The following is a 12,201-nucleotide window of genomic DNA, read 5'->3' as shown; positions in this document are numbered from 1 at the left end:
CGGGCGAACCGGACGGCCGCGATCACGACGCCGGGGGATAGTCGAGATCGCCGGTGCTGACCAGGCCTTGCCGGCGAGCCTGCTGCAGTTCGGCCCAGACCTGGGTGCGCGTCAGGCTGGAATCGGCGGCCTGCTGGACCGGCGCCGTGGCTTCCTGCGACCACACCAGGCCAGCCGCCCGGGCTTCGCGCAGCTCGGCCACGACCTGTGCGCGCGTCTTGCCGGCGACCTGGGACTGCGGCAGCGGCGCGGGCTGCTCGACATCGGCGGCATACGCGCCGGCGGCCAGCGCAAGTTGGGAAACGACGATCAAGGTTTTGAGGGTGTTCATGATGGACTCCTGATTCAGATGAGATAAGGAAAGGGGTTGGTCATGCGTCAATAGGTGAGAGAGGTCATGCTGTTGCCGGCATTGCTGCCGCGGGTGATGCTGCGGGTACTGCCACTGCTGCTGTTTTCGCTGATACCGCGGATGCCTTGCGGTTCGCCCGGGGCGGATCGCAGGGAAATGAGTCGGGATGCATGCATGATCGGCTTGAGCTCCAGCGAAACCCGCTCCTGCCGCCGCCGATAGACCAGCACGGCGATCGCGGCGCATGTCAGCAGGATGAAGCCGATAAGGCCGGTCACGATGTACGGGCGCACCGCCTTGAAAACCACCATTACGGTTTCCTGGAAGACGAAGCCCAGGACGAGCGCGGATCCGGCCCATAGCGCGGACCCGCCCAGGTCGTACAACAGGAATATCCTCAGCCGGGTGCCGCTGGCGCCGGCCAGCAGGGTGGTGATGGCGCCCGCGCCGGGCAGGAACTTGGCTACCAGCAGCGAACGCGGCCCGAAGCGGCGGAAAGCGTTGTTGCTGGTGACGACGCAGGCACTGGGCGAAATCGAGAACCGGCATACGCCGCGGGTCAGGGCGCTGCCATAGCGCCGGCCGGCCCAGTACCAGGCGGTATCGGCCGCCAGGCAGGCCGCCACCACCATGCCCAGCGTGGCGCAGAGCGCGCCCATGCCCGTCATGCTGGCGGGAATGGCGCCCGCCAGCAGCAGCGATGGATAGGCCGGCAGGGGCAGCCCCATCTGCTCGAAGAACACCGTGGCCATCAGCAGCACGTGCCCGTATTCATCGACGAGCTGTGACATAAAAGATAGATCTGACATGGCTGCGCTCTCGCGGAGGGAGCGGCGCTGCGCCGGTTTCGCCGGCATCGCCGCGGCGGGTTATTTATTTGGCGCCCATGGGCTGGAAGGCCAGCGCGATGGCGATGCGGTTCCACGCGTTGATCGACGCGATCACCACGCACAGGCTGACGATCTGCTCGTCGCTGAAATGTTCTTGCAGGGCCTGCCAGGCCGGGTCCGGCGCGCCCTGGCGCGAGATGTCGGTCAGGTGTTCCGTCCAGGCCAGCGCGGCGCGCTCGGCGGGCGTGTAGATATCGCCGGCTTCCCGCCAGGCGGCCAGCAGATCGATCTTGGCGGCCTGCAGGCCGGCCTTGCGAGCCAGGCTCAGGTGGTACTGGATGCAGAATGCGCAGCCGTTGATTTGCGAGGCCCGCACTTCCAGCAGCTCGATCAGGGCCGCATCGAGTTTCGCGTGGGCGTCGGCGCCCAGCGCGTTGAGCGATGCGGCATCTTGCGGCATCAGGCGGGCAAAGGCGGCGTAGTTGGGGCGTGAGGTCTGGCTCGACATGGCTGATCCCGAATGGATGAATGGAGTGCCCATTCTTCGATATCGCGGTCAGCGTGTCTTGATCCGATTACGCTTTGCGTGATTAGTCCACTTAACGCGGATCAGCCGGTCTGTTGATGAGATGAGGAAAGACGATAAAAGGCCGCGGGCGCCGGCCGGCGGGCCCGGGAAGCGCGCGCCGGCGTGTTCAGGCGTCGGGCTGGCGCAACGCGTCGGCCGCCACGCGGGCGGCGTTGTCGATCTCGGTTTCGGTAAAGGGCGCAAACCCCATGACCAGCGCGGGCGCGGCGGTATGAGAGCCGGTGTATTTGCCCATGGGGAACGCCATGACGCCGGCCTTGGCCAGGCGCCGCAGGGCCGTGGCCTCGTCCATGTCCACCAGCCGGCCCACGGTGTCCAGGCCGGCGTGCGGCCGGTCGACGTCGATCAGCCCCTGCCAATACCGCTGGGCGGCGTGGTGGAAGGCCTGGGCGCGCGCCACGTAGATCTTGCGCATGCGGCGCACATGCTGGTCGAAGTGGCCTTCCAGGATGAATTCCGCCAATACGGTCTGCAGCGGCCAGTTGGTCTGCCGCAAAGTCAGCGAAGCCGCGCGCGTGAACGCGTCGACCAGGTGGGGCGGGCACACGATATAGGCGATGCGGATGGCCGGGAACAGCAGCTTGCTGAAGGTGCCGGCGAATACGACCCGGGATTCGGCGCCCGGAAAACTGCCCAGCGCCGATATCGGATTGCCCGAGAAGCTGAATTCGCTGTTGTAGTCGTCTTCGAATATCAGCGCGCCGGTCTCGGCCGCCCATTGCAGCATCTGCATGCGCCGCTCGCGCGACATGACCGTGCCCGAGGGCGAGTGATGGCAGGGAGTGGTGTAGACCAGGCGCGCGTCAGGGGCTCGGCTGATGCCGTCTTCGACGCGCATGCCGTGCTCGTCGATGCCCACGTCGACCACGCGCAGCGCCGCGCCCAGCAGCAGCTGCCGCGCGGCGTTGTAGCCGGGGTCTTCCATCCAGACGGCGTCGCCCGGGGTAGTGACCAGCCGGATGCAGAGGTCCAGGGCCTGCTGCACGCTGCCCAGAATGATGATCTGTTCTGGCTGGGTGCTGAGCCCGCGCGAGATGGCCAGTTGCTGGGCGATCACCTGGCGCAGCGGCAGATGTCCGGGCCCGTCGGTGGGCCACAGAGAATCGATGCGCGAGGCGCGCAGCTGCCGCGCCTGCAGGCGCCGCCAGATGTCGATGGGAAAATTCCTGACGTCCGGCCGGTGCGGGGCAAAAGGGTAGGGCGTGGACCCGGCCACGTTCATGGGAAACGGCGGTTCCAGCCCGGCCAGTTTGGCGGCCCACTGGCCGATGGGTTCGGGCCGGCGCTGTCCCGGCGCCGACGGCTGGGCCGGCGGCGGCGTGACGCGCAGCTCGGGCAGCAGCGCGCTGACCCGTGTGCCGCTGCCTGGCCGGGCGTCGAGATAGCCTTCGGACAGCAATCGATCGTAGACCGTCTGGGCGGTGCCGCGCGCCACGCCATAATGCTGCGCCAGCGACCGCGAGCCGGGCAGCAGGCTGTCCGGCGGCAGGCGCCCGGCCACGATGGCCTTCCGGATGCCTTCATAGAGCCAGCTTTGCAGGGGTTCGCCGGGGTGGCGCTCGTCAAGGGGCAGTGACCATACCAGGGGACCTCGCTCACGTCGCACGGGAGAACTGTTCATGAGAACTGGCCTAGTCAAAAATAGAAGAACTGGACCAATACAGGCGCGGCCAGGTCTCTAGAATTGTGGATACTCGTACTGGGCGGATGCCGCGCGTCGCGATGGCCGGGGGGAAACCCTTCTGGCTCGGGAGCGGCAGGCCCCGCCTTGCGCGGCTTCTACAGGTTGCTGGATGATGTCGAAACGGCTTCTGGAGTTTACTGGAAGTCCGAAAATGGCCGTGCGCGCCCCGTTTTGGGGAACGCCGCGGGCCGGCAAACCGGGCCATGCCGCCGGCGACAGGGCAAAGACAGGTATTTGTTATCCACGTTGCGCCATAATCGTGGATGTATCAACATTTACGGAATGAACCGGCTGCCGGCCGGGCCGCATCCGGTTTCCTGTGCCTCGACCATGCCTGTCCATGATTCCGACGCGGCGCCCAGGCCCACTGCCTGGCGCCTGTTTCTTATTTTCTCCCGTATCGGCCTGACCAGCTTCGGCGGCGGGCTCAGCGGCTGGCTGTTCCGCGAATTCGTGCAAACGCGCGGCTGGATGAGCGAAGAGGAATTCCTGAACGGCCTGTCGCTGTCGCAGGCGCTGCCGGGGGTCAATGTGAAGAACATGGCGATCTGGATCGGCTACCGGCTGGCCGGCGCGCGCGGCGCGGTGGCCGGGTTCACGGGAATCATTGTCCCGCCGGCCATTTTCATCGTCATGCTGGCGGCGGTGTTCGCCGCCTTCACCCAATACCCGCTGACCAACATCGCGCTGGCGGGCGCGGCCGCGGCGGCCATCGGGCTGTCGGCCAGCATGGCCATCACGGCGGCGCGCCGGGTGCCGCGCCGCGTGCTGCCCATGGTGTTCCTGGCCACCACGTTCATTGCCGTCGGACTGCTGCAATGGCCTCTGTTGTGGGTGGTGCTGGGGGAAGGCGCGCTGAGCGTGGCCATCGAGTACGGCCGCCTGCGCGGAGAAAAGGCCTGAGATGGGCAGCGTGCTCTGGAGCCTGTGGGCGGTGTTCGCGCCGCTGTCGCTGGTAACGATAGGCGGCGGGCAGGCCACGGTGGCCGAGATCCACAGGCAGGTGGTGGATGTGCACCAGTGGATGACGGCGCAGGATTTTCTGAACACCTTTGCCATTGCGCGCCTCGCGCCCGGCCCGGGCTCGCTGCTGGTGACCCTGATCGGCTGGGATGTGGGCGGCTTCTGGGGCGCCGTGGTCGCCACCCTGGCGATTTTCGCGCCCACGGCCTTCCTGATCTACGGCGTGGCCTACCTGTGGCGGCGCCACCGCGGGGCGCGCTGGCAACTGGCGCTCGAAGCGGGCCTGCGGCCCATTGCCGCGGGCATGATTCTGGCCGCCGTATATGTGCTTTTCATGGCGCTGGAAGGCGGCTGGTGGGCGCGCGGCATTGCGGCGGCAGCCACCCTCTTGATGAGCTGCTCGCGGCTGAATCCGTTGTTGGTAATCGGGTGCGGCGCGGTGGTGCTGTGCGCCGCGCAGCTGGCCGGGTGGCTGGCGTAGGGCCATTTACCCGGCTTCCGGCGCCACGGTCCGGCAATATTCAATGATTGCCGAGCATGGTTTTGGCGTACTGGATGCCTACCCCGAAGGCCCCGCCGAATTTGCGCGCGATGCCCGTGGTCAAGTCATAGGTTTCGACGCGCGCCCAGTCGCGCTGCAGTTCCAGCAGGTAGGTCAGCGCGGTGATCGGGCGCGCGCCGGCCTGGACCATGCGCTGCACGGCGCGTTCGTGGGCTTCGGCGGTGCAGTCGCCGCAGGCGTCGGTGACCACGTAGACTTCGTAGCCCTGCTCCAGGGCCGACAGCACGGGGCCGTTGCAGCACACCGAGGTCCACAGGCCGGCCATCACCAGGCGGTTCTTGCCGGTGGCGTTGATGCGCGCGATCAGGTTTTCGTCTTCCCAGCCGTTCGAGGTGGTGCGGTCGATCACCTCGGCGTCGGGAAAGGCTTCGGTAATTTCGTCGAACAGCGGGCCCGCGAAAGTGTCCTTGGAAATGGTCGTGATGATGGCCGGCACTTTGAAGCCCTTGGCGGTGTTCGCCAGGATGGCCGTATTGGTGCGCAGGTTGGTCACGTCGATGGATTTGGTGTTGAACGCCATTTCCGACTGGTGGTCGATCAGGATCAGGGCGTGGTCGTGCGGGCTCAGCAGGCTCTGGGCGGGCTTGGCGGAAGCTTTGATGCTCATGGGGACCTCGTTGGGTTTCGGTCTGGCCGCGGCAGGGCGGCAACAGGTTGGACACCGAAGATGGGCCGGCCCGCAATCAATCGGTGTGGGGAAATTCTATGTGCGCATCAGGGCATGCGCGCATGCCCTGGCGCGAAACGACGTCCGCTTGTCCTGATCCGTGGTCGTGCGTGCATTGTCCGGCGCTTGGGCGGATGCTGAAATTCATCCAGGCGCCGGGCTGTCTGGCGGCGCATCCGATCCACATGGCTTTTGACCGGCGCGGCGCGCCGGGGGCCGACCGACCCAGGAGCATTCCCATGGCTGAAATCATTGCCGGCATCCGCATTCCCGACAGCGCCATCGCGCGCGCCGCGACCGAACTGGTGCGCGACACCGAAGACGACCTGCTTTACCACCACAGCCGGCGGGTGTTTCTGTGGGGGGCGCTGACCGGCCAGCGGCGCGGCCTGGAATACGACCCGGAACTGCTTTACCTGGGCGCCATGTTTCATGACATGGGACTGACACAACCCCACGCCAGCCCCGACCTGCGTTTCGAGGTCGACGGCGCCAATGCGGCGCGCGATTTCATGAAAAGCCACGGCGTGGCCGAACGCGATATTGAAGACGTATGGACCGCCATCGCGCTGCACACCACACCCGGCATTCCGGAGCACATGCGGCCCACCATCGCCCTGGTGACGGCGGGCGTCGAGATGGACGTGCTGGGCATGGCATTCCATGACTTCACGCACGACCAGCGCGACCACGTCTGCCGCCATCATCCGCGCGAACCGGATTTCAAGGAAAGCATCATCGACCACTTCGCGGCGGGCATCCGGCACAAACCGCAGACGACCTTGGGCAACGTCAAGGCCGACGTGCTTGCATTGAAAGATCCCGGCTATAAGAGGATGAATTTCTGCTCTATCATCCTCAACTCGGCCTGGCCGAATTGATTGCAGCCGGTAGCCGAGTCCCGGATTTATTGGAGTATCAAAAATGACCGATAAGCAAACACCCAACGGCGATGCGCTGCCTGCCATGACCCACGCCACCGGTGCTCCGGTGGCCGACAACCTCAATACCATGACTGCGGGCCCGCGCGGCCCGGCGCTGCTGCAAGACATCTGGCTGATCGAGAAACTGGCCCACTTCGACCGCGAAGTCATCCCCGAGCGCCGCATGCACGCCAAGGGCTGGGGCGCGCACGGCACGTTCACGGTCACGCATGACATCAGCCGCTACACCAAGGCAAAAATCTTTTCCCAGGTGGGCAAGCAAACGCCGCTGTTCATGCGCTTTTCCACGGTGGCTGGCGAACGCGGCGCGGCCGACGCCGAGCGCGACATCCGCGGCTTCGCCGTGAAGTTCTACACCGAAGAAGGCAACTGGGACATCGTGGGCAACAACACGCCGGTGTTCTTCTTCCGCGACCCGCTGCGCTTCCCCGACCTGAACCACGCCATCAAGCGCGACCCGCGCACCGGCCTGCGTTCGCCCGACAGCAACTGGGATTTCTGGACCTTGCTGCCCGAAGCGCTGCACCAGGTCACCATTGTGATGTCGGATCGCGGCATTCCCAGAACCCTGCGGCATATGCACGGTTTCGGCAGCCATACGTTCTCGATGATCAACGCCGCCAACGAACGCGTGTGGGTGAAGTTCCATTTCCGCTGCCAGCAGGGCATCGAGAACCTTACCGACCAGGAAGCGGCAGCCATCATCGCCAACGACCGCGAAAACCATGGCCGCGACCTGCTGGAAGCCATCGATCGCGGCGATTTCCCGCGCTGGAAGCTGTTCATCCAGGTCATGACCGAACAGCAGGCCCGCGGTCACAAGCACAACCCGTTCGACCTGACCAAGGTATGGCCCAAGGGCGACTATCCGTTGATCGAAGTGGGCGTAATGGAACTGAACCGCTATCCCGACAATTATTTCGCGGAAGTGGAGCAGGCGGCGTTTTCGCCGGCCAACGTGGTGCCGGGCATCGGGTTTTCGCCCGACCGCATGCTGCAGGGGCGGCTGTTTTCGTATGGCGATGCGCAGCGCTACCGCCTGGGAGCCAACTTCAATCACATCCCGGTCAACGCGCCGCGCTGTCCCTTCCACAGTTTTCACCGCGATGGCGCCATGCGCACCGACGGCAACCTGGGCGCCACTACCAACTACTGGCCCAACAGCAAGGGCGCCTGGATCGGCAACGATCCGTCGCTGCAAGAGCCGCCGCTGGCCCTGGACGGCGCGGCCGACCACTGGGACCATCGCGTCGATGAAGACCACTTCGAACAGCCGGGCAATCTGTTCCGCCTGATGTCTCCCGCGCAGCAGCAATTGCTGTTCGAGAACACGGCGCGCGCCATGGGCGATGCGCGCCTGGAAGTGAAGCGGCGCCACGTCGACAACTGTGCCAAGGCCGACCCGGCCTATGGCGCGGGCGTCGCCAAGGCGCTGGGCCTGTAGCCCCGCGCCGGCGCGGCCCCCTACGGGCCGCGCCGGCGGAAACTGGCCCGGTACTGCGCCGGCGTCACGCCCAGCCGTGCGCCGAACACGATGCGCATCCTGTCCACCGTGCCGAAGCCGCAGTCGTAGGCGATGGTTTTCAGCGGGCGTTCGCCCGCTTCCAGCATCATGCGCGCGGCGTCTATGCGGGCGCGCTGCACGAATTCATGCGGCGTGATGCCGGCTTCCTGCACGAAATAGCGCGCCAGGCTGCGCGGGCTCATGCCGACTTCGGCGGCCAGCGATTGCAGGGTATGCCGCCCGCCGATGTGCGCCATGACGTGGGCCTGGATGCGGGCCACCGGCGACACCGGGTCGGCCGGGGCGCTAAGGTACGGGCTGAACTGCGATTGCCCGCCTTGCCGCTGCGCCACCACCACCAGCCGCTTGGCGACCGCCACCGAGATTGCCGGGCCGTGGCACTGGCCGACCAGCGCCAGGGCCAGGTCGATGCCGGCGGTGACGCCGGCCGAGGTAACCAGCCTGCCGTCGCATACGTAAATGGCATCGGGTTCGACCCGCGCGCGCGGAAAGCGCGCCGCCAGCCTGGACGCATTCTGCCAGTGCGTGGTGACCCGGCGCTGGTCGAGCAGGCCGGCATGGCCCAGCGCGAAGGCTCCGGTGCAAATGGAGCCATAAATGCCGGCCCGCTGCGAGGCCGCGCGGATCCATTCGACGAACCGGGGGTCCGGCTCCGCCTCGGGCAGGCCGGGGCCGCCGGCCACCAGCAGGATGTCGAAGCCGGCCCCGGCATCTTCAAAGGCCAGGTCGGCAAGCATCTGCATGCGGTTCGAGGCCCGCAGGGGGCTGCGGTCGGCGGCGACCAGCACGGTTTCGTACCGGTCTTGCGGGGGCAGGTATCCGTTGGCCTCGTGAAAGACATCCACCGGCCCGGCCACGTCCAGCGCCTGGACGCCGTCGTGGATGGCGATCGCGACGGTTCGCGTGGGCATTATGGCCTTTCCTGGACCCTGTCAATGCGCGCGTACGAGGCCAGCATGGCGCACAGCCGCTGCGCTTCGCGGCTGAGGCGCCGGCCCGATTTGTACACGATGCCTATCGTGTACGGGCGCGGCGGGTCGTCCACCGGAATGGCGACCAGCCGCCCCTGCACCAGCGGGTGATCCAGCACCACGCGAGGCAGTCGGGCCAGGCAGTCGGATTCCATCAGCATCGAAACGGTGTCGAACAGCGATGAAGAATAGGCGGCGATGCGGGGCCGCCCGAGCTGGGCGTCGTCGAACAGTTCGGTCAGGCTGGCGTCTTCGGTGCCGCGGTCGGGCGCCGAGCCCACCACGATCCAGTCGCACTGGATCAGCTCGCTGACCGAGCGGGCCCGGGCCAGGGGGTGGCCCGCGCGGGCCAGAATGGCGGGCCTGGCCTGGTAGAGCGCTTCGACGTGCAGGTCGTCGGACTGCAGGCCGGCCGGGATGCGCACCAGCGCGACTTCGATGCGGTTGTCGCGCACTTGCAGCAGCAGGTCGCTGGCCACCGATTGGGTGATCTGCAGCGATACGTCGGGGTTGCGGCTGCGGAAGTCGTTCAGCACGGTGGGCGCCAGGCGCAGCGCCGGATCGATCGAGATGCCGATGTTGATGGTGGGACGCTGCTGCGCGCCGGTCTTGAACAGCCATTGCGAGGCGCGGTCGGCCTCGAGCACCGTGGCCCGGGCCAGGTGCAGGAATTCTTCGCCGTGCGCCGTCAGTTCCAGGCCCTTGGCGTCGCGCGCCAGCAGGCAGACCCCATGATCGTCTTCCAGCCGGGCCAGGCTCTTGGTCAGCCCGCCCTGCGACACGTTGAGCGCGCGCGCCGCGGCACGGAACCCCCCGTGCTCGATGACGGCAATGAAGTCGCGAAGCTGTTGAAGTGTCATGCGGGGCCCGGGCGATTCCGTAGAGTGATCGCGATGTCGGAAGTGCCGTTGACCGAGGGGCGGGGGCGTCGCGATGATAACGCTGGCAGCTGGTACCAGACTGTATCAAAACCAAGGGGAAGTCGCATGTCCAAGATAAGCCGGTTTTACCGCGCCCTGGGGGCGCTTGGGCTGCTGCTGGCCGGCAGCAGCCTTTGCCTTGCCGCCGGGCAGCCGCCCATGCCGCAGACGATCAAGCTGATCGTCGGCTACCCCCCGGGGGGCAGCGTCGACACGGTGGCGCGGCTGCTGGCCCAGCCGCTGGCAGAGAACCTGGGCGCCAACGTCATCGTCGAGAACCGCCCGGGGGCGGGCGGCCGCATCGCGGCCGGCATCGTCAAGCATTCGCCGCCCGACGGCAGCGTGGTGATGATTGCGCCCAATGCGCTGACCACCATCCAGACCCTGGTGTATGCCAAGACGCTGGGATACGACATGCGCAAGGATTTTGTACCGGTGTCGCGCCTGATCGCCTATCCCATCGCGCTGTCGGTCAGCGCGGCGTCGCCGATCAAGACGCCCGCCGACCTGGCCGCCTGGCTGAAGGCGCATCCCGGGCAGGCCAATTATGGCTCTTCATCGGCGGGCGGCATGTCGCACTTCGCGGGCCTGATGTATGCCAAGGCGGCCGGCGTGCAGTGGACGCACGTGGCGTTCAAGGGCGGCGCGCCCTTGCTCAACGCCATTCTGGGCGGCCATGTGGTGGCCGGCATCGACACGCTGATCGACCATATCGAATACCACCGCACCGGCAAGCTGCGCATCCTGGGCATATTCACGCCGAAGCGCTATCGCCTGGCGCCCGAGGTGCCCACGCTGGAAGAGCAGGGCATCAAGGGGCTGGATGTGCAGGGCTGGTTCGGCGCGTATGCGCCGGCCGGCACCCCGCAGGAGACGGTCAGGCGCCTGGACGAGGCCATCGGCAAGGCCTTGTCCGACCCGCCCTTTGTCGACAGGCTGAACAAGCTGGTCATCGAGTCGGCCTACCTGCCCAGCGCCGAGTTCACGCGGCTGCAGGAAGCCGAGCTGCGCCAGTGGGCGCCGGTCATCCGCGATTCCGGATTCAACCCTGAACAGTAGAGCCGCACAGATGTCTTACACCCCCAACGTGCCGGCGCACATCGCGGCGCTCAAGGCCTATGTTCCGGGCCTGCCCATAGAGGACCTGGCGCGGCGCCTGGACATGCCGCCCGCCCGCATCGCCAAGCTGGCATCGAACGAGAACCCGCTGGGGCCGAGCCCCAAGGCCATCCGGGCGCTGGCGGAGTCGGCCATCGATGTTTCGCTGTACCCCGACAACGATTGCACGCTGCTGGTAGAGGCATTGAGCCAGGCGCTGGGCGTGCCGCGCGACTGGATCGTGGTGGGCGCGGGCTCGGAGAGCATCCTGGGCATGGCGGCGTCGGCCTGGCTGTCGCCGGGCCGCTCTGCGGTGTATTCCGCCTATTCGTTCCAGGCCTTCGTGAATGCGGTGCAGCGCCTGGGCGCGCAGCCGCTGGTGGCAGCCTCGCCCGGTTTCGTGGTGGACCTGGATGCGCTGCTGGCGGCGGTAACGCCCACTACCAGCGTGATCTATATCGCGAACCCCGGCAATCCCACCGGCACCCGGCTGCCGCCGGCGGATATCGCCGCCTTCCTGGCGCGCGTGCCGCCCAGTATCGCCGTGGTGCTGGACGAGGCTTATCGCGAATACCTGCGGCCCGACGAAGCCGGCGATTCGCTGGCCTGGGTACGGGCCCATCCCAACCTGATCGTGACGCGCACGTTCTCGAAGGCGTACGGGCTGGCCGGCCTGCGCGTGGGCTACGCAATTGCGCAGCCGGCGGTCAGTGCCGTGCTGCATCGCCTGCGGGCCCCGTTTTCCGTGACGCACCCGGCGCAGGCCGCGGCAGTGGCCGCCCTGCATGACGGCGATTTCCTGGCCGAAACCGTGCGGGTGAATGCCGCGGGCCGCGGCCAGCTTTGCCAGGGGTTCGACAGGTTGGGGCTGGGGTATGTGCCGTCGTCGGCGAACTTTGTGCTGGTGCAGGTGGGCGACGGCGCAGCCCTGGCGCGCCGCCTGGAGGCGCACGGATTGATCGTGCGGCCCGTGGCGGGCTACGGGCTGCCGGCCTGGCTGCGCATATCGATCGGGACGCAGGACAACAATGCCCGGCTGCTGCGGGCACTGGAGCAGGAGAGGGCGGCAGGCGCCCTTCAATAACAACATAGCCAT

At 66.9% G+C, this 12,201-nt stretch carries 13 protein-coding genes; 6 read left to right on the top strand and 7 right to left on the bottom strand.

The window, feature by feature from the left end:
- Positions 1–22 precede the first annotated feature (22 nt).
- The 4 genes from J2P76_RS19110 to J2P76_RS19095 all read right to left on the bottom strand — a co-directional run bounded on the left by J2P76_RS19110 (position 23) and on the right by J2P76_RS19095 (position 3,392).
- Positions 23–331, bottom strand: coding sequence for a DUF4148 domain-containing protein (locus J2P76_RS19110; RefSeq protein ID WP_207409433.1), 309 nt, complete (start codon positions 329–331; stop codon positions 23–25).
- Between the two features lie 47 nt (positions 332–378).
- A complete protein-coding gene (locus J2P76_RS19105; RefSeq protein ID WP_207409432.1) occupies positions 379–1,143 on the bottom strand; it encodes a DedA family protein in 765 nt (254 codons plus the stop codon).
- An 82-nt stretch (positions 1,144–1,225) separates the two neighbouring features.
- Positions 1,226–1,690, bottom strand: coding sequence for a carboxymuconolactone decarboxylase family protein (locus J2P76_RS19100; RefSeq protein WP_242697618.1), 465 nt, complete (start codon positions 1,688–1,690; stop codon positions 1,226–1,228).
- 187 nt (positions 1,691–1,877) lie between these two features.
- Entirely contained in the window at positions 1,878–3,392 is a 1,515-nt protein-coding gene (locus tag J2P76_RS19095) for a PLP-dependent aminotransferase family protein (protein WP_207409431.1), read from the bottom strand.
- 393 nt (positions 3,393–3,785) lie between these two features.
- Here J2P76_RS19095 and J2P76_RS19090 point away from each other — a divergent pair, with 393 nt between their 5' ends.
- Both J2P76_RS19090 and J2P76_RS19085 read left to right on the top strand, forming a co-directional pair.
- On the top strand, positions 3,786–4,358 hold the full coding sequence (locus tag J2P76_RS19090; protein ID WP_207409430.1) for a chromate transporter: 573 nt from the start codon (positions 3,786–3,788) through the stop codon (positions 4,356–4,358).
- 1 nt (position 4,359) lies between these two features.
- Positions 4,360–4,899 carry a chromate transporter gene (locus J2P76_RS19085; protein ID WP_207409429.1) on the top strand — a complete coding sequence of 180 codons (540 nt, stop codon included), beginning with the start codon at positions 4,360–4,362 and terminating at the stop codon, positions 4,897–4,899.
- A 40-nt stretch (positions 4,900–4,939) separates the two neighbouring features.
- Here the strand turns inward: J2P76_RS19085 and J2P76_RS19080 are convergent, their stop codons facing one another.
- Positions 4,940–5,587 carry a hydrolase gene (locus J2P76_RS19080; protein ID WP_207409428.1) on the bottom strand — a complete coding sequence of 216 codons (648 nt, stop codon included), beginning with the start codon at positions 5,585–5,587 and terminating at the stop codon, positions 4,940–4,942.
- A 299-nt stretch (positions 5,588–5,886) separates the two neighbouring features.
- On the opposite strand from J2P76_RS19080, the gene J2P76_RS19075 reads away from it, so the two are divergent.
- Both J2P76_RS19075 and J2P76_RS19070 read left to right on the top strand, forming a co-directional pair.
- The gene (locus J2P76_RS19075) at positions 5,887–6,528 is read left to right on the top strand and encodes an HD domain-containing protein (protein WP_207409427.1); all 642 of its coding nucleotides are present in this window, start codon (positions 5,887–5,889) and stop codon (positions 6,526–6,528) included.
- Positions 6,529–6,571: 43 nt separating this feature from the next.
- On the top strand, positions 6,572–8,035 hold the full coding sequence (locus J2P76_RS19070) for a catalase (RefSeq protein ID WP_278253184.1): 1,464 nt from the start codon (positions 6,572–6,574) through the stop codon (positions 8,033–8,035).
- A 20-nt stretch (positions 8,036–8,055) separates the two neighbouring features.
- Here J2P76_RS19070 and J2P76_RS19065 read toward each other — a convergent pair whose 3' ends face one another.
- Positions 8,056–9,027: a GlxA family transcriptional regulator gene (locus tag J2P76_RS19065; protein WP_207409426.1), complete on the bottom strand. Its 972-nt coding sequence runs from the start codon at positions 9,025–9,027 to the stop codon at positions 8,056–8,058.
- Positions 9,027–9,947, bottom strand: a complete 921-nt coding sequence (locus tag J2P76_RS19060; RefSeq protein ID WP_207409425.1) for a LysR family transcriptional regulator — start codon at positions 9,945–9,947, stop codon at positions 9,027–9,029. The genes J2P76_RS19065 and J2P76_RS19060 overlap by 1 nt, the downstream gene beginning before the upstream one ends.
- A gap of 126 nt (positions 9,948–10,073) precedes the next feature.
- Here J2P76_RS19060 and J2P76_RS19055 point away from each other — a divergent pair, with 126 nt between their 5' ends.
- A complete protein-coding gene (locus J2P76_RS19055; protein ID WP_207409424.1) occupies positions 10,074–11,066 on the top strand; it encodes a Bug family tripartite tricarboxylate transporter substrate binding protein in 993 nt (330 codons plus the stop codon).
- A gap of 10 nt (positions 11,067–11,076) precedes the next feature.
- A complete protein-coding gene (hisC, locus tag J2P76_RS19050) occupies positions 11,077–12,189 on the top strand; it encodes a histidinol-phosphate transaminase (RefSeq protein WP_207409423.1) in 1,113 nt (370 codons plus the stop codon).
- Positions 12,190–12,201 lie beyond the last annotated feature (12 nt).

Source organism: Bordetella petrii (genome assembly GCF_017356245.1).
In the GTDB taxonomy this organism is placed as follows: domain Bacteria; phylum Pseudomonadota; class Gammaproteobacteria; order Burkholderiales; family Burkholderiaceae_B; genus Bordetella_A; species Bordetella_A petrii_D.
The sequence above is the reverse complement of the archived record's forward strand: the minus strand, read 5'-3'. Positions and strand labels throughout refer to the sequence as shown.